Genomic DNA, 26,673 nt, shown 5'->3' with positions numbered 1-26,673 from the left:
AGGGATTATTTAAAGGTTGTTTTAATGTAAACTAAAACTTACTCTTTGGGCGGTTTGTGTTAATAAGCTTGAGGTAATCTTTTGATTGTACTTGATGCAGGTTTTGAAGTGAATTTATAGATTTTTTAAGAAAAGCACATTCTTATTAGTGCTTTTTAGAAATAAGCGGGTTTAAACTGTGTGTTTTTCAAAAATCCGAAGCGGCTGAGGTCGTTTCAAGCTTTAAGAGGAGGGCTTTTTAAGGTTAATCCTTCGGTAACATTAAAGTAAAACCTTTTAGCGGAAAATTCAATTATTTAGCGGCTTGAAGTAAATACCCCTAAAATAAATTTCTATGTAACACTCCCAACAAAAAAACGCAGCTGCTACCAACAACTGCGCCATCCATTATTAAGCATTGTGTCCAATCAATTACTTAACCATGAATTTTAAAAATAATACTATTACGTATAAAAATATAGTTGCATTCGCTTCAATTGTATTTTTTTCTACACAAACCCAAGCGAAAACGCCGTATTTGGCGCTAAAAAGCACTGTTGACCCTATTAACAATGAGACAGTACAACAAACGATAACCGGTACTGTAACCGATAGTGACGGAGTTTTATTACCCGGAGCATCGGTAATGGTGCAAGGAACTTCTATAGGAACCACCACAGATTTTGACGGAAACTTTAGCATTGATGCCAATCCGGGCGATGTGCTCGAAGTCTCTTATGTAGGTTTTGAGACCACCACAATTGAGGTAACTCAAGAAACTAAGTATAGCATTCAACTGGCTGCAAATACTTCAGAATTAGATGAGGTGCTTGTTGTAGGTTATGGTACTCAGAAGAAATCAGATTTAACCGGAGCGGTAAGTTCTGTGGTTGCTGAAGAGTTTAACAAAGGGGTGGTGAATAACCCGGGGAACTTGCTACAAGGTAAAGTTTCTGGTCTTAACGTGACCAATACCAGTGGTGAGCCGGGAGCAGGTCAAGACATCATCATACGTGGTGTGGGAACTTTGCGCTCTGGAACGTCTCCACTTTATGTTGTTGACGGTTTTGTATTAGACAACTCCGGAAACGGTCTGGCAACAAACCCGCTTAACTTTATCAACACTCAGGATATCGAGTCGATCAACGTATTGAAAGATGCTTCGGCAGCTGCTATTTACGGTTCGCGTGCGGCAAACGGGGTGGTGGTAATTACTACCAAAAAAGGAAAAGCAGGAAGAACGCAAATGAATTTTTCGGCTTCTACCGCAATTTCTACAATCGCTAATAAGATCGATGTGTTTTCTGCAGAAGAGTTTAGAACCATCGTACCACAAATAGGCGGAAGCTTAAGCGATAACGGTGCAAATACCGATTGGCAAGACGAATTGACCCGTACAGCGATTACTAATAACATCAACTTCTCGATGAGTGGAGGTTCGGCAAATACGTCTTACTTCGCTTCTATTGGTGTTGATGATCAGGAAGGGATCATTAACAAAAGTGACTTGAAGCGCTACTCGGCACGTGCCAATGTAACGCAAAAAGGTTGGGACGATCGTTTAAAGATCGATTTGAATCTTACTGCGACCCGTACCGAAAATACGCGTCCTAACATCGGTACCATGGTGAGCAATATGTTGAGTCTTAATCCAACCACGCCGGCGTATACCAATGGGGAACCTACTGTATTTGGAACAGGGATCAACCCGCTTATTATCGAGAATATCTACGGTGATTTTTCTAATAACAACCGTATGATCGCTAATATCGCACCCTCGTTAGAATTTGTAGATCATCTTACTTATAAATTGAACCTTGGGGTAGATTACTCTACAACAGATCGTGATGTGCAGTACATCCCGTATGCTGCAGATCCGGACTATGCACAAGGATCGATCAATACCTCGTTTACGACTAACAGAAACACGCTGGTTGAAAACACCTTAACCTACGATAATGTTTTTGGCGATCACGGGTTGACGCTGTTAGCGGGGCATTCTTATCAAAAGTTCTACATTCACGATAAAGGCTTTTATTTTGAAAATTTCCCAAATAACGGTATCGAGCCACGATATCAGTTAGAGGCAGCACGCGGAGAAAATGCAACACAATATTCTAATGCGGTTAGTAACGAACTGCAGTCGTTCTTTGGTCGTGTGAACTACACGTATCAAGACAAATATCTGGTAACTGCAACCTTGCGTTCTGACGGTTCGACCAAGTTTGGAGAGAACAACCGCTATGCTACTTTCCCTTCTCTAGCTTTAGGTTGGAATATCTTTAAAGAAGATTTTATGGCAGACTCCGGGATCAACAACTTAAAGTTAAGAGCGAGCTGGGGTAAATCGGGGAATCAGGAAATTCCTGCTAAACAAACCCGTTTGAGCTATGGAGAAAGTTTTGCAGATAATGACATCTACCCTTTAAATGATGGAATCACCACACGCGAGGGCTACGACTACGGTTTGGTATTCGCACGTACGGCAAATCCTGATCTTCAGTGGGAAGAAACCACACAGACAAACATTGGTTTAGACTTCGGTTTTCTGGATTATAAATTGAGCGGTTCGGTAGACTATTTCTTAAAGGAAACCAATGATGTATTGCTGTATTTCTCTACTCAGGATCCTATTGATGAAGTAGGTTACAAGTGGCAGAATATTCCTGATATGAAGATCAAGAACAGCGGTATTGAAGTTGCTCTGGATTATCAGAGTGACCGTACCCGTGATTTTTCGTTCAACATAGGAGGAAATATTTCTTATATCAAAAATGAGATCACCGATTCTCCTTTTACCATTGTGACTACAGGAACAGCCAGTGGAGCAGGGCAAACCGGAGCGACCATTAATGGGTATATGAACAATCAGCCTATAGGTAATTTCTTCTTGCGCGAGTTTACAGGAATTGGTGCTGACGGTTTCAGTACTTACACCGATCTTAACGGTGACGGACAGATCGATGACAGTGATCGCATCTCTGCAGGTAGTGCAGTGCCCGATATCCTTTATGCATTCTACCTTAAATTCAAGTACAAGAACTTTGACTTAGGACTGAATTTTAACGGGGTAAGTGGTAATGAGATCTACAATCATACCCGTATGAGTTTGTTTAATAAAACACAAATTTCAAACTCTTTGAATACCACAGATCAGGCGATAGCCTATCCTAATGAAGATCCCAGCAATACCAATACAGTTTCTACGCGTTATTTGGAGAACGGTGCGTTCTTACGCCTTAACAACGCAACATTTGCCTATAGCTTAAACCCTCAAGTGATCGGTATGGACAAATGGTTAGACAATGTACGTCTATCTGTTACCGGGCAAAACCTGTTTATCATCACAGATTACACCGGTTTTGATCCGGAATTGAACACAGGTAGCTCGAGCGATTCAAAATCCTATGGTATTGATTACTATACCTATCCAAAAGCACGTACGGTGGTATTTGGTTTAAATGTATCCTTCTAAAAAATTAAAAATTGTTTACAATGAATTATAGAATTCTCACGCTGGTTGTTGGGCTTAGTGCTTTACTCTTCAGTAGTTGTACAGACCTCGAAGAAGAAATATTAGACGAATCCCTAACGGGAACAGACGGACTCGCAGAGCCTATTACAGGATCGATCTCTGCGGCTTACGGTATTTTACCACAAACCTTTAGACATACGCGTTATTTTGGCTTACAGGAAATTCCTTCAGACGAAGCGATCCTTCCTCCGCGTACCGGTTTGGGTGGAACGCAATGGGCAGATAATGACACCTACACAACAGCGCACAGACACTTGATGTCTTCAAGCAACAGTCTGGTAACGCAATCCTGGAGTTATTTAACGACCGCCTTGTTTAGAACAGTAGCAGCAATTGATGTTTTAAGACCGCTTGCCGAAGCAGGTGATACCGAAGCAATTCAGGGATTGGCAGAAATGCGTGCGTTACGCGCCTATGAGAACATGCTGTTCTTAGACAGCTGGGGACTTACTTTTAGAAAAGAAGCAACCTCAGAAACTTCAGAAGTATTACGAGGTGCTGAAGCAGTGACGTATATCGAAGAAGAGTTTCTTGCTTCGCTTGAAAATCTTAGTAATTCTAACGGTCCCGGTCGTATGACGCAAGATGCGGTTTATGGGTTTTTAGCGAAATTATATCTGAATGCAGGCGTATATAGAGATCCATACGGAACTCCGGTATTTACCGATGAAGATATGGCCAATGTAATAAACTATACAGATCGCATCATCAATAACGGAAGCTATGCGCTTTCACCGGAATATTTTGATCTTTTTAATGACGAGAATCACGATAACGCCGAGCTTATTTTTGCGCTTGATCTGCGTGGTGTATTGAACAATGACCACAACCGTTGGGCATACTGGTCGATGTCTGGTTCGTTGTTCCCAAGACCCGGTGATTTTTATTTAAGTATGGACGGTACAGACGGTCCTGCCGCTACACCTGAGTTTTATCAAAACTGGGTAGATGCTTACGGTAATGTTGACCCTGCAGCTGCAGATGCACGTTTTTATAAAAAGAATGCACAAGTGCCTGCAGAGTTGGAAGACATTTCAGGATTAACTCCGTATACTAAAGATACCTTAGGCTTAAGCACAGATAAAGATCATTACTTTATCGCCGATGAAGATTTTGAGATCGACCGTGGTATCATTCGCGGTACGATGTGGGCACCTCGTAAAGAGAATTACAGATCGGGAAGCTTTATGACCGGTACTGATGCCAGTGGGAATAGCGGTTATAGAATCTATCCACTTGCCGAGGCACGTGAGAACGGTTCAGATCTTGAAGATATCGTGTATTATGTAGATCATACTTTAGACATCAGCCTTGACGGAAGCGCAGGTTATGCAAGCGGCTATCGTTTTGCCAAGTGGCAATTCAGTAAAACTTCAGATGATGGTAACAATTACAGCAGTGTAGATCTAGTGTTGTTACGTCTTGCAGATGTGTATTTAATGCGTGCTGAAGCTAAATTGAGAATGGGCGATGCTGCAGGCGCTTTAACCGATGTAAATACGGTACGTACCTCAAGAAATGCGCGTCCAGATCAAACCCCGGCAGCACTAACGGAGATCACCTTGCCTACTTTATTGCGTGAGCGTGGCTTTGAGTTCTACTGGGAGATGTCTCGCCGTAGCGACCAGATTCGTTTTGGCACTTACGAAGATTCCTGGACGTCAAAAACAGATAGTGATGTACTTCACAGGTTGTTCCCAATTCCTCAGGAAGCGATAGATGGAGCCTCAAACACTCCGGGATATCTAGAGCAAAACGAAGGATACTAATTTTTAAGTGTGTGTAGAAAACAACGGCAAGAGGAAACTCTTGCCGTTGTACTTTTTAAAAAACAGCAATGAAAAACTATTTAATTAGCGCAAGTGTGGCAATCAGTGCATTGGTAATGCAGGGATGCGGCACTACGCAAAACATAAAACAGCAAACTCAAAGCGACGAACCCTTAAATGTCATTTTGATGATAGGAGACGGGATGGGAATTCCGCAGGTGTCGAGTGCTTTTTATTTTGGAGATCAACGTTCAAATTTCGAACGGTTTGAGACCATAGGCTTGCACAAGTCGTATTCTACAAGTCATTTGATTACCGATTCTGCAGCGGGAGCCACAGCGTTTTCCACAGGAGAGAAAACTTATAAACGCGCAATTGGCGTTTCAAATGATACCATTCCGCAGGAAACGATTCTAGAAAAACTGAAAGCAGAAGGTTACCAAACCGGACTCATCAGCTTAACGAGCATCACTCATGCTACGCCGGCATCTTTTTATGCTCACGTCAAAGATCGTGATATGCACGAAGAGATCGCAGCGCAATTAGCGGTTGCAGATATTGATTTTATAGCCGGTGGTGGGCGTAAATTTTTCGACCAGCGTAGTGATGATCAGGATTTGTTTCAAACGCTTTTAAACCGAAATTACAATCTGGACACCTTGGCGCTTAGCAAAGCAAAACCAGATATGCGCAACGCCTTTATTATCGAAGATGAGGGACTTCCGTCTAAAACAGAAGGACGTGGAGACTTTTTAAAAGATGCGAGTTTACAAGCGCTGTCGTATTTTGACTCCAACAATAAACCTTTCTTTTTGATGATCGAAGGTTCGTATATCGATTGGGGCGGGCACGCCAAAGATGCCGAAATGATGATACAGGAAGTGGCTGATTTTGATCAAACCATCGGTGCGGTTTTAGACTATGTAGAAGCACATCCCAATACGCTTTTGGTCATCACTGCAGATCACGAGACCGGCGGGGCGAGCATTGGTAAATATTATGAGGTTGATGAAGAAACCGGTAAGAAAACCGAAGTGCCCGAAAAAGTTGCAGTCTATTTCATTACAGACCAACACAGTGGGGAGTTGATCCCGGTTTTCGCAGCAGGAAAAGGCGCTGATCATTTTAAAGGAATTTATCAAAACAGTGCGATTTACCACAAAATTTTAAACGCCATCAAGGCTAAAAAATAAGAATATGAAAAACAGCATTTTAATCCTTTTTCTTTGTCTGTGCAGCCTGAGTTTTGCACAGCAAAAGGTCAATTATAAAGTTCACGCGCACAACGATTATGCACAGGAATTTCCGTTTTGGGAAGCGTATATTGGCGGTGCCAGCAGTATCGAAGTGGATGTGTTTTTAAAAGAAAACACACTTTTTGTTACGCATAGCGAAAATGAAATCAACAAGGCCAATACGCTTGAAAAACTGTACTTGCAGCCGCTTAAACAATTGCAAACAGAAGGCCGACTGAGAAGTCTTCAGTTGTTGATCGATATAAAATCTGATGCTGAAGCTACCCTGAAAGCGATCACAAAAGCCATCAAAAAGCACAATTTAGATGAGGTTGAAGGGCTGCGTTTTGTGATTTCCGGCAACAAGCCCAAGGCAACAGACTATTCAGAGTATCCTGATTTTATTGAGTTTGATCATCAAAATCTGGAAGATTTGGATAGCATTGATCTAAGCAAAGTGGCTTTGGTAAGTGTGAACTATAAAAACTATTCAGTTTGGAATGGCTTCGGAAATATGGTCGCTCCCGAACTTGAAAAAGTCGAGAAGGCGATTGCCAAAGCGCACGCGGTAAACAAGCCGTTCCGCTTTTGGGCAAGTCCCGATACTAAAATTGCGTGGACGCGTTTTGCTAATCTGGGTGTGGATTTTATCAATAGCGACAAGCCTGCGGAGGCCGTGTCGTACCTGAAAACGCTTGATCAAAATACCTATGTAAATACACAGCAGATCGAAGTATATCAGCCGGAATTCAAATTTGATTACAACGATACTCCGGTAAATGTGATTTTGATGATTGGCGACGGTACCGGTTTAGCACAGATCACTTCGGGTCAAGTAGCAAACGGAGGTGATTTAAGCGTTCTTCAGTTAAAAGACATTGGTTTTTCAAAAACTGCGGCTACAGACGATCTGGTTACCGACTCTGCTGCGGGTGCGACCGCAATGGCCACCGGAACCAAAACGCATAACCGTGCGATTGGCGTAGATCCTGACGATCAGACGCTTCAAAACATTACGGAGTTTTTAGGCAGAAAAGGTTTTGCTACAGGTTTGATTACAACAGATGCGATCGACGGGGCTACTCCGGCTTCGTTTTTTGCACACCGTAAAGAACGTGACGACGCAAAAGGTATTCTTTCAGATCTGCAAGGAAGCGAAATTGACTTTTTTATCGCCGGTGGCAAGTCTAAAGCAGCGATGGTTCCTGACTCGTATCAAGTGAAAACCTTAGCCGATTTCAATTCCATCGAAGAAAAAACCGCAATTTATGTGGGTGATGGGAAAGTACCTTCTATCGCAGATGGTCGCGGACCGCTTTTACCCAACAGTGTAAAGCAGTCGCTTGAAATCCTGGAAAATAACAAAAAACCCTTCTTTATGATGATCGAAGCGGCGCAGATTGACAGCAATGGGCACGCTAATAATACCAGCGGAATTGTACAGGAAATGCTTGATTTTGATCAAACCATCGCCGAAGTTTTAAAGTTTGCAGACAAGACTAAAAATACACTGGTAGTCATCACTGCCGATCACGAGACTTCCGGATTTGGGATCATTAGTGGCGATCTGGATAAGGGTGAACTACACGGCGAATTCTTAACCACCAATCATACGGGGATTATGGTACCTGTTTTTGCTTACGGTCCGCAGGCGCAAAACTTCAGAGGCGCTTTTGAAAATAACGAGATCTTCCACAAGATTCTAGCCGCTTTAAAGTAAAATCTAGATTTGAATTTTAATAAAGAAAGCCCGTCATTTGACGGGCTTTCTTTATGGAAGTAATACCAATAGCATCAGTTTTTAGCCTGCACACCTTCCGTAGTCATTTGAATACGTTCTAGACTTCCGTCTTCATTATAATGTAGAGGATCTATACATACCGAACGGCTATAGCTACTACCATCAGGTTGAATGCCGCCGTTGTGATAGATAAAATACCAGTCGTTTTTAAATTCAACAATACTTTGATGATTGGTATTGCTGTTACCGGCAATTTCATTGAGAATGCCTTTGTAGGTGTATGGTCCATCAATTTTATCTGCGACTGCATAAGCGATTTTTTCAGGAAATTCTGTGGCATAGGTGAGATAGTATTTACCGTCACGCTCGTGAACCCAAGGTGCTTCGGTAAATTCTAGACCTTCAAAATCTATGGTTTTGATTTCGCCCTCGATCTCGATCATATTGTCTTTCAGCTTTGCGTAATAACAAACCCCATTCCCCCAGAAGATCCAAGGTTGGTCGTCCTTGTCAATAAAAATGGCCGGGTCAATGCAGGTCCAAGAGTGGCTCGATGCAAAACAATCTTCATTGGTAAGTAGCGGTTTGCCCAGTGCGTCTTTGTAAGGACCTTCAGGTTTATCGGCTACTGCGACACCTATCCCGTTCCAGTTGGTACTGATGTACCAATAGTACTTTCCATTTCTTTTAGCGACGTGACCGGCATAGGCGTCACCACTGGTTGCCCAGGTAAAATCATCAATCTTGAGAGGTACAGGATGTTCGGTCCAGTTTTTTAAATCGGTGGTAGAATATACCAGCCAGTCTTTCATTTTATACCCTTTTTGTCCGCCGGCATAATCGTGACCGGTAAATAACCAGAGCGTGTCGTTCTCTACCAATGCTGCCGGGTCTGCGGTGTATTTATGCTGAATTATAGGATTTCCTTGTGATTGAAAACGGTAGCGGCCTTGTGCATCGGTGAGCAAAGAAACAGGAACGCCATCCCATTTTTGATCGAGGCGTTGCGCTTCTTCTTTGGTAATACTAATGACACTCCCGTGTCGGGGATGAAAATCTTTGGTAAAAGATTCGGTTTCTTTGGTAAAAGTGTACAGATCTTTGCTGCGCTGAAACTCATACCTTCCGCTAGAATACAAATCATACATAAGAATGTATTCGTCTTTATCATTCAGTTTAAATACCGAACTGCCTTCTACAGTCGTTTTTTTATCGGCATAAAAGTCGATGTATTCAAAAGATTCCGTGTAGGGGCCTAACAGCTTTTCACTCGTAGCTTGCTTGATACCGTTTTGAATTTCATTGCCTGCTGCATCTTTGGTATATCCTCTATAAAAAAGATGGTAGGTTCCATCTTTATAAATGATATCTCCATCAATAGCACCGTCTTTTGCGCTGTAAAGTAATTTGGGTTCAGCCTCAAAACCGGTAAAATCTTTATTGGCATAAGCTGCATAAAAGTCGAGTTTAAGGTTGTCGTGAGAGCGCACGGTAAAATACACCAGGTATTTCTTCTTTTTAGTATCATAGAAGGTTTGTGGCGCCCATACCCATTTGGTGTTTTTGAATTTGGGATATGATTTTTCGAGATTGATCGAAGTGGATTGCCAGGTTATCAAATCATCAGAATGCATGAGAACAATTCCCGGGTTGGTGTCCCAGCCGTCTTTTTTGGTAAACATATCTGTTGCGACCATATAAAAACCATCGGCTTCTGCACCTCTTAGAAGATGAGGGTCTCTTACTCCGCCAGTATTTGAAATGGCTGCGGAAGGAATAATCGGGTTGTTCTGATTAAGTGCCTTCCAATGTACAGCATCATCACTCACTGCAAACCGAATGGCTTCTTGGTCTGCCCCGGTACCTTCAAAGTAAGCAAAAAGGTAACCTTGCATTGATGATTGCGCAACACACTGAAAGGAAAAAACAAGAAATAAAAGGTGTACTAATGAAGATTTAAAAAGTGATTTCATACGGAAACTATTAGGGCTTTAAAAATAAATGTAATTTATACAATAATTATTTACTTGATACAGTTTTCTGGGATCTGTTAATCGACTTTTCTTAATGCGTTGCAGTGTATTTTAAGAAGAATTCTTGTTGCTTTTATTTAGTTTGATTAAAAATAATTTTTTAAATACTTGCTAAAAAAGCGTCTTAACGCCTGTGTATTTGCGGGTTGAGGGGCTTTTTCATCTTTCCTTGTTTTTATTTGTACTTAATCTAAATAAGCATAAATTTGTCAGCAATAAATTACTGATGAAGCCAAGATTACTCCTTTTATTATTTATCCTTCCAATTACCTTAAGTGCACAATACAGCCTGAGTGGCGTGGTTAAAGATGCCAATGGATATATCGTACCACAAGCTGAAATTATCTTAACCGGAGGTGGAATTTCTCAAGAAGCTAAAGTCAACCTTCAAGGGGTTTACAGTTTTCAGAATTTGCCTTCAGCAACTTATACGCTCGAGATCGTAAGTGGCGATTTTATCGCTTTTGATCAGGTGACAATAAAAGACGCAAATCTGCGTCACGACATTAAGCTTGATAACGCCAAGGATTATGAGTTGGACGAAGTGGCCATTCGTGCAGAGTCGATCAAAACCAAAATGGAAAAGCAGGGCTTTGCGGTAAATGTGGTGAATACAGAAGAAGCTGCACAGCGTAATATTCAGACTAACGAGCTGCTCAATACCACCGTAGGTGTAAAAATTAGACAGAATGGTGGTTTAGGATCGCAAGTACAATACAGTCTTAACGGACTTTCAGGCAGTGCGGTGCGTATTTTTATTGATGGGATTCCTATTTCAACCTTTGGATCTTCTTTTAATCTCAACAGCATTCCGCCTGCTATGATCGAGCAGATCGAAGTATATAAGGGGGTTGTTCCCGGGCATCTTTCTGATGATGCTTTGGGAGGAGCGATCAATATCGTGCTAGATAAATCTGCAGGAACCAATCTGAATGCTTCGGTTTCTTATGGATCGTTCAACACGTTTCAAGCCAGCGTTAATGGGTTATACCGTTTTGATAAATCTGGCTTTACGGTTAAAGCTTCAGGCTTTCATAACTATTCTGATAACGACTACGAGGTATCAGGGCGAAGTGTTGTAGTGACCGGTTTAGGCGGGGTACAAACACCCATTACTGCAAGACGTTTTAATGACGCATACCGTTCTACAGGCGGTGTTGTTCAAGTAGGATATACCGATGTGAGTTGGGCCGATCAATTTTATGTTGGTTTTACAGGATCTGATGATTACAACGAAGTGCAGCACGGGGCATTTATGACCATAATGCCATATAAAGGGCGCTTTTATGAGTCTGATGCGGCACTGGCCAATTTGACTTATCAAAAGAAAGATCTGTTTACTGAAGGTTTTGATGTGAACATCAACGGATATTATGGGAGCCGTAACCGTCAACTGAACGATACTGTTGCTGCTGCCTACAGCTGGAATGGTGAGCGCGCGATCGACTTTAGAGGAAATGAATATGAGTATACTTGGGGTTCACAACAAGAAGGTGGACCAACCTTAGCGAAAATCAGTAGAAATGTAGCTTCTATACGTACAGGCCTTTCTTATGCCTTTAACGATAATCACAAGGTCTTGCTTAATCATATGTACAGCGGGATCGATCGGGAAGACAGTGATGAATTACGCTCAGTGCTAGAAAACACTTTTGTGGGCACTCGTGATTTACACAAAAACATTGTGTCTTTTACCTATGAGGTCAATGCTTTTAATGATCGGTTAAAAGCGAGTTTATTTGGGAAATACTATCAGCAAAAGACCATTAGTAAAGATCCGGCGATTATAACCAACGAAGCAGGTAACCGTGTGATCGTTGACGAAGTGGTAAGCAGTAATAAAGAATTTGAAGGTTATGGTTTTGCTGCTTCTTACGGGATTACTCCAGAAGTGTTTCTACTCGCATCTGCAGAAAAAGCCATTCGTTTACCCAATGAGACCGAAATTTTTGGTAACGATGGGGATAACGTAGTTGCCAACGCCAGTATTAATCCTGAGCAGAGTAATAATTACAACTTAGGATTTCGATTTGGAGCCTTTACCTTCAACAAACATCGGGTTACACTATCAACAAATGTTTTTACAAGAAACATCAAAGACCGTATAGGTTTACCAATTGAAAATTCACTGAATGTTGATGACGAACTTATCGTTTATGTAAATCAGGGAAGTGGTACTTCACAAGGTTTTGATGCGCAGGTGAACTATGTGTACAACGATAAGCTTTCGGCCAATTTCAATATTTCAAAATTTGATTTGGAGATTGAAAACCGCGGAACAGAGGTCGCTGTGCCCAACACGCCTTTCCTTACGATGAACGGAAATCTACGCTATTCTCTAGATAATCTATTTCAGAAAAAGTCGCGCTTAGACTTGTTCTATACGCTCTATTATACCGGTGAATTTTCATACTTGGTTCCACAGGGATCTAATACCGTAGGCGATGATTTTTTTAAAGTTCCTGAGCAGTTGGCACAGGATTTTGGGATGAGTTACACCTTCCCTAAAAAACGCTTTGTGCTCAGTTTTGATGTTAAGAACATCTTTGACAAGCCTTTGTATGATAACCTTTCGGTACAAAAACCGGGAAGAGCATTCTATTTAAAACTTAACTATTCAATCAATAAATTTTAATCGTTTAAACAAAAAAGCAATGAAACGTATATTTTTAAACTTAAAAGCTTTTTCTCTCATAACCCTTTTGGGACTCGCAGCATCTTGTAGCTCAGATGATGATAACACCGGTGTGGTAGGACCAGAGCCTGAAGAAGCACGTATGATCACCATCGCCGCTGCGCGTATGGGCGACAATCCGGGAGATGGTAATGGAGGAACCTTGATTTACTCCGTAACCAGTGCAGAGGCAAAAGATCCTTCGGTTTCTATTGAGCCTTTTGATAACGGATTTATCGTGCCTTCTAACCGAACTGCAAGATTACAAGCTTCAGAAGATGGATCTACTATTTTCAACATCAGCTATGCGGGAGACACCGGAGGAAACTACACAAAATATGACGTTCAAGGTGGACAGAATTTTGAACAAATTGGTTCAGCGATCAGTATTGCACCTTACGTAGGTACGGCTCCACGATGGATCAAACTTTTTGATGGTGATCAAACAGGAGCGGCAGTTTATGCTTCTACCGAGCATCAATTTGACGATAACGGTACTCCGGCGGATGAGTCTGATGACACGTATTTACGTACAGATGTTACTTTAGGCGTGGTGACACTAGACTTGGTAAACTCGGCAATCAAAAATTTTGAAGAAACAAATGTTGCTCTACCAGCAGATTTAGAAGCGCAAGGATTTTTTATTGGTAGAACAGATATGCCAACCCTTAACGCAGCTGGTGATAAATTATACATCGGAGCACGTTTAGATAAAGTTGATCCTGAAACTACTGAAAGAGACCGAAATTTTGATCCTTTAGAATCTATTACCATCGTGTTAGACTACCCGTCATTACTTAATCCTGAAGTGATTATGTCTGGAGTAGGAAAAGGTAATACTAGCGGTTACCGAAGCATCAACGCTTTTGAATACAACGGTGCCGTGTACCAAGCCAACCAAGGTGACCCTCAAGGATCTCACATCTTACGTATAGGTTCAGACAATGAATATGATGATTCGTATGTTTTCAATCTTGATGATGCTTTAGGTGTTGATGGTGCTTACATCCTGGCGTGGAGACCCGCTGCAAACGGAAAAGCAGTGGTAGCGTATCGTCACGAGGGTTCTGCAGAAGGTGTTGCAGGAGCTCAAGGTTTCTTTGCATTGGTAAACTTAGAAGCTAGAACGGCACAGCAAATTACAGAGATTCCTTACGATCCTGATTTTTACTTATTCCAGTATCAAGGTTTTGCGGTTGACGGAAACGAAATTTATGTAACCCAAGCGCCTGTAGGTGAAAATGGAAACATCTACGTGATCGATACCGAAACCGGAGCGGTTACTCAAGGAGCAGAATTAGTAAATGTTGAAGGAAGCCACTTTATTGGTGCGTTCTAATTAAGACAGACTTAATACACATGTAAAAGCCTCGAGAAATCGGGGCTTTTTTATGGCACCGCCAGAGAGCGAATTTACTTTTGGTAGTCTATGTCTGTTCTCAAAACTGAAGCGTAAACTCGGTTCCTGTGCCGGGTTCGCTTTTAAGCTGAATTTTCCCTTTATGTAAGGTCATAATCTGTTTGCTCAAGCTCAGACCGATACCGCTACCGGTCTTTTTGGTGCTGAAGAAAGGAATAAAGATACTTTCTTTAATTTCTTCTGGAATGCCGCTGCCGTTGTCTAAAACTTTCAATAGCACACGACCTTTAGCGTTTTGCGTAGCGTTGACATAAATTTTAGGCTGTGCGACCATTTTTGTGGCGTCAATGGCATTGAGAATAAGATTGATCAAAACCTGCTCGATGAGGTAACTGTCAATTTCTAAAAGCATCTCCGGCTGATCCATTCCAAAACTTAACTCCACAGGTTTGTCTGCAAGTGTGGGCTGCAGCAAGTCGTTTATGTTTGTAAAGAGTTCGTTGACGCTCACCGTTTCCAGATTGAGGTGCGTGACTTTACTCAGGCTGCGATAGGTTTTTGCAAATTTCATCAGCCCTTCACTTCGCTTTTTGATACTGCTGATGCCAGCATGCAGATCATCCAGATCAATTTCAGTTTCTTGATTGGTTTTTGAAGCTGCGATGTGCTGTTGTAAGGTTTCGGCAAGGGAAGAAATAGGCGCGATACTATTCATAATTTCGTGGGTCATCACGCTTAGCAATTTCTTCCAGGCATCAGATTCATTCTGATTAAGTGTGTCTTCAATATTTTGCAACACGACCAGTTTAAAAGCATCTTCCTCTACCTGAAAAACTGTTTCAGAGATCAAGACTTTCAGATGTTCGTTTTTCAACGTAATACTTATGGAAGTCGCTTCGGTACGATACGTATCAAAAAGCTCCTCGTAGAGTTTCGGTCTTCTTTTTTCAACAAAATGAATGTTCTTAAACGCAGGTAGATCAAGCGTGCTCAGTATAGATTCGTTGGCCCAAAGAATAGCGCCTGAATCTAAATTGTAGGCAATAATACCCACATCAACCATCTCTAATATTTTTTGAAGATAGACAAATTGCGCCTGACGCTCATTGTTGATGGCTTTGATGGTTTTGTTTACCGAATTGAAGCCTTTATGTAAATTTCTAAGATCCTGCGGACCGTGTTTTTCTGAAAACCATCGTGAAAAGTCGCGGTACTTGACGGCTTCAAAAAAATCATCCATCGCTACAAAACGCCTGATGAGAAATTGATGTAAAAAATAGAGCAAACCAATGCTTGCCAGACTTCCTCCCAGTATCGCATAAGTATTCAACTTTACGAGGCCAAAGGCCAACACCACCAGCGCTGCCAGCAAAAGCAACACCCTTAGTAAGAGTCCGGCGGTATAGCGTTTATAGGTCATATTTGTTGAGTCTGCGGTATAAGGCCGTGCGTGTAATACCCAATTCTTTAGCCGATTTTGAGATGTTGCCTTTGTTTTTCTCGATCACCTTTAGGATGGTGTTTTTTTCAACCGCATCCAAATTGGTCGTTTTTAATTTGAGTTCGGTTTCAGGCTGTTGTTCGATGGGGGAAAAAGCCAAATCTTCAGCATGTAGAATTCCTCCTTCAGCCATAATAACAGCGCGTTCTAATGCATATTGTAACTCCCGTACATTGCCGGGAAACGGGTGCTCTTTAAGCTTTTTGATAAAGTCGGGATCAAGCTCAAAAGAAGCTTTGCCATATTTTTCGGCATACAGTTTCACAAAATAATGCGCGAGTAAGGTGAGGTCAGATTGGCGTTCCCGCAACGGCGGAATGATCAAATCAACTGTATTGATGCGGTAGATAAGATCTTTTCTAAAGGTTTTTTCATCCGCGAGATCCTTCAGGCTAAGATTGGTTGCACAAATCAACCTGATGTCTACCGGGATCGCCTCATTGGCTCCCAAAGGCGTCACCTGCCGGTTTTGCAAAACCGTGAGCAACCGCGCCTGTTGCCGCAAGGGAATATTGCCAATTTCATCAAGAAATAAGGTTCCGCCGTGGGCGGCTTCAAAACGTCCTTTTCGGTCTTCGCGTGCATCAGTAAATGCGCCTTTTTTGTAGCCAAAAAGTTCGCTTTCAAACAAACTTTCGGTGAGCGCACCCACGTCTACTTTTACAAAAGGTTTGTGCTTACGCAACGAATTTTCGTGAATAGAACGTGCGATCAGGTCTTTACCGGTACCGTTTTCGCCTAAAACCAAAATATTAGCATCGGTGGGCGCTACTTTTTTCAGCTTTACAAAAACCTCTTGCATAGGTTCGCTTTCCCCAATGATCTCGGTCGCCGAATCCAGCTTGATTTTAAGGGTTTTGTTTTTGCGTTTTTTGGTCAGGATTTCACTGATGGCATCGAGAAGCTTTTCATTTTTCCAGGGTTTGACCAGAAAATCAGAAGCCCCTTCTTTAAGCGATCGTATAGCAAGATCAATATCGCCATAGGCAGTGATGAGAATTACGTCTGTAGCCGGTTTCCAGGATTTGATTTTATTCAGCCAAAAAATACCTTCATTTCCCGTATTTACGAGTCCGTTGTAATTCATATCGAGAATAACAACATCAAAATCCTGCGCATTGAGGAGTCCTTGCAGCGCATTAGGATTTTTCTCCACGACCACCTGTTTTACTTTGGGTTTGAGCAAAAGCCGTAGCGCGGTGAGCACATCTTCATCGTCATCAATGACTAATATATGGGCGTCTTTGAGTTGCATACGTACAATATTACAATTTATAAGGCTTCAGTTTTTGGGATTAAAAGACTTATTTCTACAGGTCAATAAACTGTATCGCAGGCGTACATGAAGTGTATCAAAATCGAACACTTTTAAATTGTATTTATTTGTTAAAATACTGAAATTCAATTAATTGTATTTTTGGCACAGTATTGTTTAACTAAAGGGTGCAAACAATTTATTTATGGACATCCCTTTAGAAAAAAAGCGTTTTACAACTTCTAAAATACTGATGATCGTTGGTGCTATGAGTATCGTGGCGCTCATCCTTTTTGTGATCCTATCCACTACCGGAAATGCAAAACTCAATGTGCAAAAAGAACGCATAAGTATTGCCACTGCGACGCAAGGTGTTTTTCAAGAAAATATCCCGGTGAATGGGGTGGTAATGCCTATCACAACTATTTATCTCGATGCCTTAGAGGGTGGCCGCGTTGAAGAAAAGTTTGTAGAAGATGGGGCGATTATGAAAAAGGGCGAACCCATTTTACGGCTTTCAAACACCGACTTAGAATTGAGTTTGGTCAATCAGGAAACACAGGTGTATAATTTGCTGACGCAGATGCAGATTTCGCAAAACGCAGCGCGCCAGAATACCATTAATAAACTCAATCAATATACCGATGTTGAGAACAGTCTTATTGAGGCCAAGCGTTTATACGAACTCAACAAAAAACTTTACGATAAGGATGCGATCGCGCGTCAGGATTTGATCAAATCTCAAAATGATTACAACTACCAGAAAGAGCGTATGCAACTCGCTAAGCAAATTTTGGAGCAAGATTCTTTGGCGGTAAAGCAGGAACAAAATCAAGTGAGCAGTTCGTACCAGCGTACACAAAATGCCTTGGAGTTGATGCGTCGCAAAGTGGCTGATCTCGTGGTGAAAGCGCCGGTTGATGGGCAATTAACTTCGCTGGATGCTGAAATTGGACAGTCTAAAAATAAAGGAGAGCGTCTGGGGCAAATTGATGTGTTGAGCGGTTATAAGGTGCGTGTAGATATCGATGAGCATTACATTTCTAGAATTTATACCGGTCAGACCGGAAGCTTTGATTTTGATGGAAAGAACTACACTTTGGTCATCAAAAAAGTATACACGCAAGTAACCAACGGAAGGTTTCAAGTAGATATGGAATTTGAATCTGAAGTTCCTGAAGGTATTCGTCGCGGGCAAACGCTGCAAATACGTGTAGCATTAAGTCAGGAAAAACAAGCGCTATTGATTCCGAAAGGGGGCTTTTTTCAAGAAACCGGTGGAAATTGGATTTTCAAAGTAAGTGAAGATGGAGCGTCAGCGTATAAAGCAGACATTTCACTAGGCAGTCAAAACACCGAATATTATGAAGTCTTAAGCGGCTTAGAACCCGGCGATCGTGTGATCACCAGCAGTTATGATAACTACGAAGAAGTACAAGAATTGGTACTTCAGGATTAAAATATAAACCTATGACAACACTAATCATCACCCTATTAACACTAATCGTTTCCTAATGATAAAAATTACAGACTTAGAGAAATACTACGCCACCGAAGAAGTGCGTACCATCGCCTTAAATAAATTGTCTTTTCAGGTTCAGGAAGGTGAATTTGTAGCCGTTATGGGACCTTCGGGTTGCGGTAAATCAACTTTACTTAACATCCTTGGTTTGCTGGACGATCCTGATGGAGGAAGTTTCATTTTCAACGGAATTGAAGTTGCCGGCTTTAATGAGCGCAAGCGTGCCGATTTGCGTAAGCACAACATCGGTTTTGTTTTTCAAAGCTTTAATCTCATTGACGAACTCACCGTTTTTGAAAATGTAGAGCTTCCGCTGATCTATACCGGCGTAAAACCTGCAGAACGTAAAAAGCGTGTGGACGAAGTACTTGAGAAAATGCAAATCATGCACCGTCGCAAACACTTTCCGCAGCAATTATCTGGAGGGCAGCAGCAACGTGTGGCCGTAGCACGCGCCGTGGTGAATAATCCTAAACTCATACTTGCCGATGAACCTACCGGAAATCTGGACAGCAGCAACGGTAATGAAGTAATGGACCTGCTTACCGAACTCAACGAAGCCGGGACGACGATCATTATGGTTACACATAGTGAGCACGATGCCAAATACAGCCACCGCATCATCAGGATGCTCGACGGTCAAAAAGTAACCGAAAATGTATTGACCGAGTATAAAAGCAAAACACTAGAAGTTTAAAATTCCTTATGGGGATTCATTCATCAATCGGCAGCTACCGAAAATCAATCAAATAAACGGGACTTCATCACTCCCAATATGTAATCAGTTATGCTTAAAAACTATTTCAAAATCGCCTGGCGGAATCTCAAAAAGGACAAATCCCTGTTCTTTTTGAATAGCAGTGGTCTTGCCATAGGGATTGCCAGTTGCTTAATGATCTCGCTTTACGTTTGGGACGAGTTGAGCTACGAGCAGTCTTTTGATAATGCAGATCGTATAGCGCGTGTCGTGCTTCGCGGAAATGTAAACGGAGAAGAACTCAAAGAAGCCATGGTTGCTGCGCCGGTGGCCAAATCTTTTAAGGCAGATTTTCCGCAAGTGAAAAATGCTACGCGACTGAGTATGGTCTACAATCCGCAGGTACAGTACAAGAATACCAGCTATGAAGAGTTGAAAGCCGCTTTTGTAGATCCTAATTTCTTTGAAATATTCCACTTGAATTTCCTCAAAGGAAATCCTGAAACTGCGCTTGAAAACCGCAACAGCATTGTACTTACCGCATCTGAAGCTAAAAAGTATTTTGGTACAGGAAATCCTATCGGGAAACGTGTGTACTTTCAGGATATTGAAGAAGCGCTCGAAGTAACCGCGGTGCTCGAGGATCTTCCGCAAAACACCCATCTGCAGTTTGATGTCTTTATACCTATGCAGCACAATACACGCAGCACATCAAATTCGTGGGTAACCTCAGGTTTTGCGACCTATCTAGAGCTTCAGCCGGAGACCGATTTGGCACAGCTGGAAGCACAAATTCCTGCGCTTTTAGAAAAATATATAGGAGATCAGGTCAAGCAGGCTATCGGGATTTCTTATGAAGAATTTCAGCAGAACAACAAATTAGGTTTGTTTTTACAGCCGCTCACTGATATTCACTTACACTCAGATTTTAGTCCGAATACCGAGCTGTCTCCCACGGGAGATATCAAATACGTCTATATTTTTAGTGCGATCGCGTTATTTATGTTGTTGATCGCCTGCGTTAATTTTATGAATCTCGCTACAGCAACCGCAACAAAGCGTAGCAGAGAGGTGGGCATTCGTAAAGTCTTGGGTTCGGCCAAAAAGCAATTGATCACGCAGTTTTTAACCGAATCTATACTTACTACAACTTTTGCAACGCTTCTGGCGATAGGCATCATCGTCTTGCTTTTACCGGCGTTCAATACGCTGGCCGGAAAAGAACTTGCGCTGCTTGATTTTATTTCGGTTCAAAATGTGTTACTGCTTGTGGTTTTCATCATGGGCATAAGTCTTTTTGCAGGGGCGTATCCGGCATTTGTGTTGTCTGGTTTTAAACCGCTGGCGGCCATCACCAATAAAATTGCGCGTAGCGGTCGCAGCACAAGTTTGAGAAGCGGGATGGTGATCTTTCAATTTGTGATTTCGGCTTCTTTGATTCTTGCTACGATCGTGGTATATAAACAGATGCAATTCATTCAGCATAAAAAATTAGGCTATGAGAAAGGCCAGGTGATCGTGTTGAGAGATGCCTATAAAATGGGATCAGAACGTGTAAACGCTTATAAAGAAGAGTTGCTTCAAAACCCCGGAATTGCCAGTATAAGCAGATCGGCTTTTGTTCCTGCGGGAGAAACAGACAATCATTTGCGCGGAATTTTTAAGAATAACACTTACCTGAGAAAATTTTTCTTTTATGATGTAGATGAGCAGTATATCCCCACGTTGGGACTGGAATTGATTGAAGGACGCAATTTTTCTACGGAATTAAAAAATGAATCTGATAAGGTGATCCTGAATGAGCAGGCAGCTAAAATTTTAGGGTTGGGAGAGAATCCTATAGGAGCAACTTTTGAACGTGCGGCTGATACTGAAAATGAACGCCTGACGGTTATAGGGATCATTAAAGATTTTCATTTTAAGTCCTTGCATAGCGAGATCGATCCTTTGGTCTTGGCGTACAATCCTTACGGCGGTCTGATCGTAAAAACCAAGAATGCCGACGTCGCGGGAGTTCTCGATTTTGCTGAAGAAAAATGGGCAACATTCAATCCTGAACAAGCTTTTACCTATTCGTTCTTAGAAGATTCATTTGAGGAAACTTATCGCAAAGAAGAGAAAATGGGAGTGATTCTAAGCATCTTCACGATGCTAACCATTTTTGTGGCCTGTCTGGGCTTGTTTGGTCTGATCACCTTTGCCACCGAACAGCGTTTTAAAGAAATCGGAATTCGAAAAGTGCTGGGCGCGAGCGTTACAGAAATAGTAGGCTTGCTCGCTAAAGACTTTATCAAGTTGGTAGCCATTGCCTTTCTGATTGCGTTCCCCATAGGCTATTATTTAATGCAAAAATGGCTGCAGGATTTTGCATATCGCGTGGATCTAGAGTTGGGGCAATTTGTGCTAGCGGCTTGTATCACACTTTTTATAGCAATGGCTACGATCAGTTTTAAGAGTATAAAAGCTGCACTTCAAAATCCAACCCAATCGCTAAAAACGGAATAGGAAAACAAGCAACAGAAAACGAACACAAATGTTTAGAAATTATATCAAAATCGCCTGGCGAAGTCTCCGTAAGAATACGTTGACGAGTTCATTAAGTCTTGCAGGCTTGGTTGTAGGCGTTATAAGTTTTTTGCTCCTCGGAACTTATATTTTAAATGAATTGCGGTATGACCGTTTTAATGAGAAGGCAGATCGTATCGTATATGTAAACTATAGCTATAAGTCTCCTTCTGATGCAGAAGCTACCATTTCACGCTACACGCCAACTGCAGTTGCTCCCGTAGCCAAGCGGGAATTTTTTGAAGTAGAAGATGCGGTGCGTGTTTATAAATATGATCGTCGGGAGGTTGAAATAGATGGTAAGAATTTCACTGAAAGGAATATGATTCTTGCAGATGCATCCATTCTTAATATTTTCAGTTTTGATTTTTTAAATGGTAATTCTAAGTCAGCTCTAAACAAGCCTAATGCTGTAATACTTACTCAAACCACTGCTACCCGATATTTTGGAGCTCAACCGGCTTTAGGAAAGTCAGTTGTTATTAATGATAATGTATGGGAAGTAACCGGAGTGATTGAAGATAACTTACCGTATTCTTCGCTTCAATTTGACTTGTTGGGATCTTATCAATCAAGTAAGCGTGCTGAACGGGAAATCTGGAATTCAGCAAACGATCATTCTTATTTGCTGCTGAAAGATGCACAACAACGTACACAGGTAGAGCAAAAGTTTAATGCCTTTGTTCAAAAGGAATTTGAGGAAGATTTTCAGGCTGGTTTTAAGATGCACTTTGACTTTGTTCCACTTAATGAAGATCATCTTTCGGCTGAAGCATCAGGTAATTTGAAAACCTATTTATTCATTTTGGGAGCATTAGCAGTGTTGTTACTTACAATAGCGGCAATAAATTTCACCAATTTAATGACAGCAAAATCTGTTGAGCGTCTTAGAGAAATAGGTGTGCGTAAAGTGATGGGTGCTCCGCGTAAAAGCTTAATTGCTCAATTTTTAACCGAAGCAGGGGTTATAATTGTTTTGGCTATCATGATAGGTACGTTGGGAGCACTCGCATTGCTACCCACATTTAATAATCTGACAGGATTAAATATAAGTCTTGCTAGTTGGGATTGGTCATACTTCGTAATCACTCTGGTAGTTCTGCTTTGCAGTACTACACTATTAGCAGGAGGTTGGCCTGCACTTATTTTATCGAGGTTCAAACCAGCAACTGCCTTAAAGAATAACACCTCCTCCCTGAGCAAAAGCGGTAGTGTTAGAAAGTTGCTAATTGTCTTTCAGTTTACGGTTTCCGTAGTTTTTATCATTGGTACTTTGGTAGCAAAAAGGCAACTTGATTACATTAAAGATACCGATACAGGTCTTGATCGATCTAATGTTGTTGTTGTCGATGCTAACGGAATGTCTCAACAAACGGTAGAGTCTTTTAAAAATGCATTATTGGCCTCGCAGTCCATATCAAACGTCACGACATCTTCTCATACTCCGGTAGATATGCAAGGCGGGTACAGTATTCAGGTTAATGGCCAAGAAAGCGGGATTTCAATAACTGCAGCACCTGTAGATAAAGACTATGTTACCACATTGGATATGCACGTAATCGCAGGGTCCAATTTTAATGAAACCGATAAAATGCAAGTGAAAGTTGCTTCTGAAGAACGTACTTATGCTTTTATGTTGAATGAAACAGCAGCAAATAAATTAGGATTTACTCCAGAAGAAGCTATAGGAAAGGCAGTAAATCTTAATGGAAGGGCTGGATATGTCAAAGGTGTTCTGCAAGATTTTAATTTTGTATCACTACATCAAAAGATCACTCCGGTAGCACTTTTTGCAGAGTATGACTGGTCTGCTAAAGTTCTAATTAAGGTACAAGGGAATACAGCTCAGGCCCTTTCAGAAATTCAACAGGTATGGAAAGCGTTTAAACCTGATAGTGCGATCACGTATTCCTTCTTAGATCAAGATTATCAAAATCTTTATGAAAGTGAACAGCGCACTGCGAAGATTCTGAATGTTTTTGCCGCAATAACCATTTTGATTTCTTGCTTAGGTTTGTTTGGACTTTCAGTTTTTATGGCAGCACAGCGAAAAAAGGAAATAGGCATACGTAAAGTTCTTGGTGCTTCTATCGCTCAAATCACCTACTTGTTGTCTATCAGCTTTTTGAAACTTATTGTGATTGCGCTTTGTGTCGCAATGCCTCTAGCATGGTATATAACTACAACCTGGTTACAGGATTTTGCCTATAAAATTTCAGATCCTTATGAACTCTATTTCTTAGCGGGAGGTATTGCGATCACTATTGCATTGTTGACCCTGAGCATTCAAGCCATAAAAGCAGCAATAGCAAATCCCGTAAAATCACTGCGTACAGAATAATAATTAGAATAGCAATAACAATAATATGTTTAGAAACTATATCAAAATCGCTTGGCGGAATCTTCTTAAAAACAGCACTTATTCGCTAATCAATATTATTGGGTTAACGATTGGATTAGCAGCCTGTCTAGCCGTAACCACTGTGGTGATCGATGAATCATCGTATGATAGCTTTTGGACCAAAAAAGACCAGATTTTTAGGCTGAATACTATAACTACTCGGGATGGAGAACTTTTAGAAAAAGGAGATTATGCATTATCAGGAACTAATATCGCTTTAAAAGATTTCCCGGATGTGGAGGCGATTACCACCATCGAACAATTTGACACCAATTTTAGTTTTAGAAATATTCGGGGTGAAGGCACAAAAACCAAGGTGATCTACACCAACCCTTCATTTCTGGAGATGTTTGATATTGAGATCACTTCAGGGAATCCTGAAAATTTGGTTGAAGGAACTCTAAATATTATCATTTCAGAATCCTTGGTAAAAAGATTTTTTAACGGTAGAAACCCGGTTGGAGAGACCATTAAAGATCTGCCTTCTTACAGCAATGAGCCTAACGAGTATCTTATCACGGGGATTTTCAAAGATATTCCGGAAAATACACATCTAAGAGGGCAGGTGATATATCTGCATAAACCCAGAACAGAGGTACTTAATAAAAAGCAGTTTGGATTTTTTCAAACCTATTATGTAAGTCTGAAAAACGATGTGGATAAAACAACCTTTGAAGCGAAATATAATAATTGGTATTCAAATTATACCGAAGTGGAACATCCAGATAAATTTGAGTTACAGCCTTTACAAGATATTTATCTAAGATCTGATTTTGCTGGCAACCAGATTTACAAAGGAAGTGCTCAGAAACTTTATATTCTAGGTGCGATAGCGATTTTATTATTGGTTATCGCCTGCATCAATTATGTCAACCTAACTACAGCCAGAGCTTCTCACAAAATGCAGGAGACTGGTGTTAGAAAGGTTTTAGGAGCAGATCGGTTTCAGCTTATATCTCAATATTTGGCAGAGTCTGGATTGTTTTTTCTTATTTCTGGCATTCTTGCTTTTGCGATCTATCAGCTGAGTTTACCAGGCATCGTAAGTTATATCGATCATCCTTTGGCGCTTACTTTTAGCAATTCTGCGTTATTATTTTTAGGTGCCATTGCATCGATTTTCGCCTTAAGTGTTCTAACGGGCTTATATCCTGCGCTGTTGATCTCAAGAATAAATCCTTTGGCTTCATTGCGCAAGAAATTTAGATCTAATGCTACAGGCCAAACTCAGTTTGTGAGAAAAGGGCTTGTGGTCTTTCAGTTTTCAATATCACTGGTTGTACTCATCGCTATGATCGTGGTAAACCAACAAGTAACACTTTTAAAATCTAAAGATATTGGGTTCGATGCTTCCAATCTTTTAAGCATTAAATATTCGACTTGGCAGAATAAAGGCGAGAGTTTTAAAAACGAATTACTTAAAAGTCCGTTTGTAGAAAATGCGAGTATTTCTTCCTGGATTCCATCTGGTGGAGGCGGAAGTATGAATCGAAGAATTGAAAATCCGGACAAAACTGGTGATGAAGTGGAGATCTGGTATATGTTCGCCGATACCGACCTAGCTGAAACTTTAGGGCTGGAAATTGAAAAAGGAAGATTTTTGAGCAATGATTTTGGCGGTGATGCCCTGCCACAAAGCTTTTATATTGAAATGGATTCGGTCAAAAAAGCTGAGTTGGAGAAAAGACCATCTCTAATTACCGCTCAGGCTGCAAGACTTTTAAAAGTTGATCAATTAAATGTCGCTAACAAAGATTTGGAAGTAACGCCTGTTGGTATTGTAAGCAATTTTAATAATGAAAATCTTAGAACCAGCGCAAAACCAGTCGTGATTCAGGCTGATAAAAATCCAGATCGCGGAAGCCTACTCATGCGTATAAAACCCGGCTCTGAAGAAAAAGTTATAGCCAAAATCAACGAATTGTGGCAAGAGTTTTATCCTTACAAGCTTCTGGAAATCAATAATGTTTCAGACCTATTGCAAAAACAATACGAAGCTGAGACCAAACTTTTACAATTCTTCAGCTTTTTTAGTGCGCTTAGTTTATTTCTGGCGGCCCTTGGTGTTTTCGGTTTGATCGTTCAGGTAACCGAGCAGCGCGTAAAAGAAATAGGAATTCGGAAAGTGCTTGGCGCTTCGGTACAATCTATTGTGCTATTATTTTCTAAAGACTTTTTAAAAACCATTGCCGTAGCACTTTTTATCGCTATTCCAATTGGTTGGTATGCGATGCACGAATGGCTTCAGGATTATGCACATCGCATAGAAATAAAATGGTGGGTTTTTGGGCTTGCTGCTTCTGTAGTAACAGGTGTCGCTATGTTAACCGTAGGAATTCAATCGGCTAAAAAAGCAATTATCAATCCCGCAAAAAGCTTAAAAACGGAATAATTCATCAATCAAAA

General features: G+C 41.2%; 14 protein-coding genes. 11 read left to right on the top strand and 3 right to left on the bottom strand.

Going from position 1 to position 26,673, the window contains the following annotated elements; genetic code table 11:
• Positions 1–421 precede the first annotated feature (421 nt).
• The 4 genes from WA338_RS17215 (at position 422) to WA338_RS17200 (ending at position 8,238) form a co-directional block, all read left to right on the top strand.
• The gene (locus WA338_RS17215; protein ID WP_336094313.1) at positions 422–3,454 is read left to right on the top strand and encodes a SusC/RagA family TonB-linked outer membrane protein; all 3,033 of its coding nucleotides are present in this window, start codon (positions 422–424) and stop codon (positions 3,452–3,454) included.
• 20 nt (positions 3,455–3,474) lie between these two features.
• On the top strand, positions 3,475–5,283 hold the full coding sequence (locus WA338_RS17210; RefSeq protein ID WP_009778705.1) for a RagB/SusD family nutrient uptake outer membrane protein: 1,809 nt from the start codon (positions 3,475–3,477) through the stop codon (positions 5,281–5,283).
• A 68-nt stretch (positions 5,284–5,351) separates the two neighbouring features.
• Positions 5,352–6,476 carry an alkaline phosphatase gene (locus WA338_RS17205; protein ID WP_009778706.1) on the top strand — a complete coding sequence of 375 codons (1,125 nt, stop codon included), beginning with the start codon at positions 5,352–5,354 and terminating at the stop codon, positions 6,474–6,476.
• A gap of 4 nt (positions 6,477–6,480) precedes the next feature.
• Positions 6,481–8,238 carry an alkaline phosphatase gene (locus WA338_RS17200; RefSeq protein ID WP_336094310.1) on the top strand — a complete coding sequence of 586 codons (1,758 nt, stop codon included), beginning with the start codon at positions 6,481–6,483 and terminating at the stop codon, positions 8,236–8,238.
• A gap of 74 nt (positions 8,239–8,312) precedes the next feature.
• On the opposite strand, the gene WA338_RS17195 is transcribed toward WA338_RS17200, so the two are convergent.
• Complete coding sequence (locus WA338_RS17195) at positions 8,313–10,232, bottom strand: family 43 glycosylhydrolase (protein WP_273006677.1); 1,920 nt, start codon at positions 10,230–10,232, stop codon at positions 8,313–8,315.
• A 286-nt stretch (positions 10,233–10,518) separates the two neighbouring features.
• Between WA338_RS17195 and WA338_RS17190 the strand changes: the two genes are divergently transcribed.
• Both WA338_RS17190 and WA338_RS17185 read left to right on the top strand, forming a co-directional pair.
• Positions 10,519–12,927, top strand: coding sequence for a TonB-dependent receptor (locus WA338_RS17190; RefSeq protein WP_272985106.1), 2,409 nt, complete (start codon positions 10,519–10,521; stop codon positions 12,925–12,927).
• A gap of 19 nt (positions 12,928–12,946) precedes the next feature.
• Positions 12,947–14,305, top strand: coding sequence for a hypothetical protein (locus WA338_RS17185; RefSeq protein ID WP_009778710.1), 1,359 nt, complete (start codon positions 12,947–12,949; stop codon positions 14,303–14,305).
• 100 nt (positions 14,306–14,405) lie between these two features.
• On the opposite strand, the gene WA338_RS17180 is transcribed toward WA338_RS17185, so the two are convergent.
• Positions 14,406–15,746: a sensor histidine kinase gene (locus WA338_RS17180; RefSeq protein ID WP_009778711.1), complete on the bottom strand. Its 1,341-nt coding sequence runs from the start codon at positions 15,744–15,746 to the stop codon at positions 14,406–14,408.
• On the bottom strand, positions 15,736–17,082 hold the full coding sequence (locus tag WA338_RS17175) for a sigma-54-dependent transcriptional regulator (protein WP_272985104.1): 1,347 nt from the start codon (positions 17,080–17,082) through the stop codon (positions 15,736–15,738). The genes WA338_RS17180 and WA338_RS17175 overlap by 11 nt, the downstream gene beginning before the upstream one ends.
• 205 nt (positions 17,083–17,287) lie before the next feature.
• On the opposite strand from WA338_RS17175, the gene WA338_RS17170 reads away from it, so the two are divergent.
• The 5 genes from WA338_RS17170 (at position 17,288) to WA338_RS17150 (ending at position 26,659) form a co-directional block, all read left to right on the top strand.
• Positions 17,288–18,541 (top strand): efflux RND transporter periplasmic adaptor subunit, encoded by a 1,254-nt coding sequence (locus WA338_RS17170; protein WP_336094306.1) that lies wholly within the window; start codon positions 17,288–17,290, stop codon positions 18,539–18,541.
• Between the two features lie 55 nt (positions 18,542–18,596).
• Positions 18,597–19,301 carry an ABC transporter ATP-binding protein gene (locus WA338_RS17165; RefSeq protein WP_009778714.1) on the top strand — a complete coding sequence of 235 codons (705 nt, stop codon included), beginning with the start codon at positions 18,597–18,599 and terminating at the stop codon, positions 19,299–19,301.
• Between the two features lie 90 nt (positions 19,302–19,391).
• A complete protein-coding gene (locus tag WA338_RS17160) occupies positions 19,392–21,806 on the top strand; it encodes an ABC transporter permease (protein ID WP_272985102.1) in 2,415 nt (804 codons plus the stop codon).
• Positions 21,807–21,834: 28 nt separating this feature from the next.
• Positions 21,835–24,207 (top strand): FtsX-like permease family protein, encoded by a 2,373-nt coding sequence (locus WA338_RS17155; protein ID WP_009778717.1) that lies wholly within the window; start codon positions 21,835–21,837, stop codon positions 24,205–24,207.
• A gap of 25 nt (positions 24,208–24,232) precedes the next feature.
• On the top strand, positions 24,233–26,659 hold the full coding sequence (locus WA338_RS17150) for an ABC transporter permease (protein WP_009778718.1): 2,427 nt from the start codon (positions 24,233–24,235) through the stop codon (positions 26,657–26,659).
• Positions 26,660–26,673 lie beyond the last annotated feature (14 nt).

The sequence above is a fragment of the Leeuwenhoekiella sp. CH_XMU1409-2 genome, from assembly GCF_037029365.1.
In the GTDB taxonomy this organism is placed as follows: domain Bacteria; phylum Bacteroidota; class Bacteroidia; order Flavobacteriales; family Flavobacteriaceae; genus Leeuwenhoekiella; species Leeuwenhoekiella blandensis.
Note: the sequence above shows the minus strand (reverse complement) of the source record. Positions and strands in the feature narration are given on the sequence as shown.

Excerpts from the sequence above, each read along its gene's own strand:
- WA338_RS17165 (WP_009778714.1), top strand. The coding sequence starts at position 18,597 with ATGATAAAAATTACAGACTTAGAGAAATACTACGCCACCGAAGAAGTG.
- WA338_RS17185 (WP_009778710.1), top strand. The coding sequence starts at position 12,947 with ATGAAACGTATATTTTTAAACTTAAAAGCTTTTTCTCTCATAACCCTT.
- WA338_RS17170 (WP_336094306.1), top strand. The coding sequence starts at position 17,288 with ATGGACATCCCTTTAGAAAAAAAGCGTTTTACAACTTCTAAAATACTG.
- WA338_RS17180 (WP_009778711.1), bottom strand. The coding sequence starts at position 15,746 with ATGACCTATAAACGCTATACCGCCGGACTCTTACTAAGGGTGTTGCTT.
- WA338_RS17190 (WP_272985106.1), top strand. The coding sequence starts at position 10,519 with ATGAAGCCAAGATTACTCCTTTTATTATTTATCCTTCCAATTACCTTA.
- WA338_RS17155 (WP_009778717.1), top strand. The coding sequence starts at position 21,835 with ATGTTTAGAAATTATATCAAAATCGCCTGGCGAAGTCTCCGTAAGAAT.
- WA338_RS17195 (WP_273006677.1), bottom strand. The coding sequence starts at position 10,232 with ATGAAATCACTTTTTAAATCTTCATTAGTACACCTTTTATTTCTTGTT.
- WA338_RS17210 (WP_009778705.1), top strand. The coding sequence starts at position 3,475 with ATGAATTATAGAATTCTCACGCTGGTTGTTGGGCTTAGTGCTTTACTC.
- WA338_RS17205 (WP_009778706.1), top strand. The coding sequence starts at position 5,352 with ATGAAAAACTATTTAATTAGCGCAAGTGTGGCAATCAGTGCATTGGTA.
- WA338_RS17160 (WP_272985102.1), top strand. The coding sequence starts at position 19,392 with ATGCTTAAAAACTATTTCAAAATCGCCTGGCGGAATCTCAAAAAGGAC.
- WA338_RS17215 (WP_336094313.1), top strand. The coding sequence starts at position 422 with ATGAATTTTAAAAATAATACTATTACGTATAAAAATATAGTTGCATTC.
- WA338_RS17175 (WP_272985104.1), bottom strand. The coding sequence starts at position 17,082 with ATGCAACTCAAAGACGCCCATATATTAGTCATTGATGACGATGAAGAT.
- WA338_RS17200 (WP_336094310.1), top strand. The coding sequence starts at position 6,481 with ATGAAAAACAGCATTTTAATCCTTTTTCTTTGTCTGTGCAGCCTGAGT.
- WA338_RS17150 (WP_009778718.1), top strand. The coding sequence starts at position 24,233 with ATGTTTAGAAACTATATCAAAATCGCTTGGCGGAATCTTCTTAAAAAC.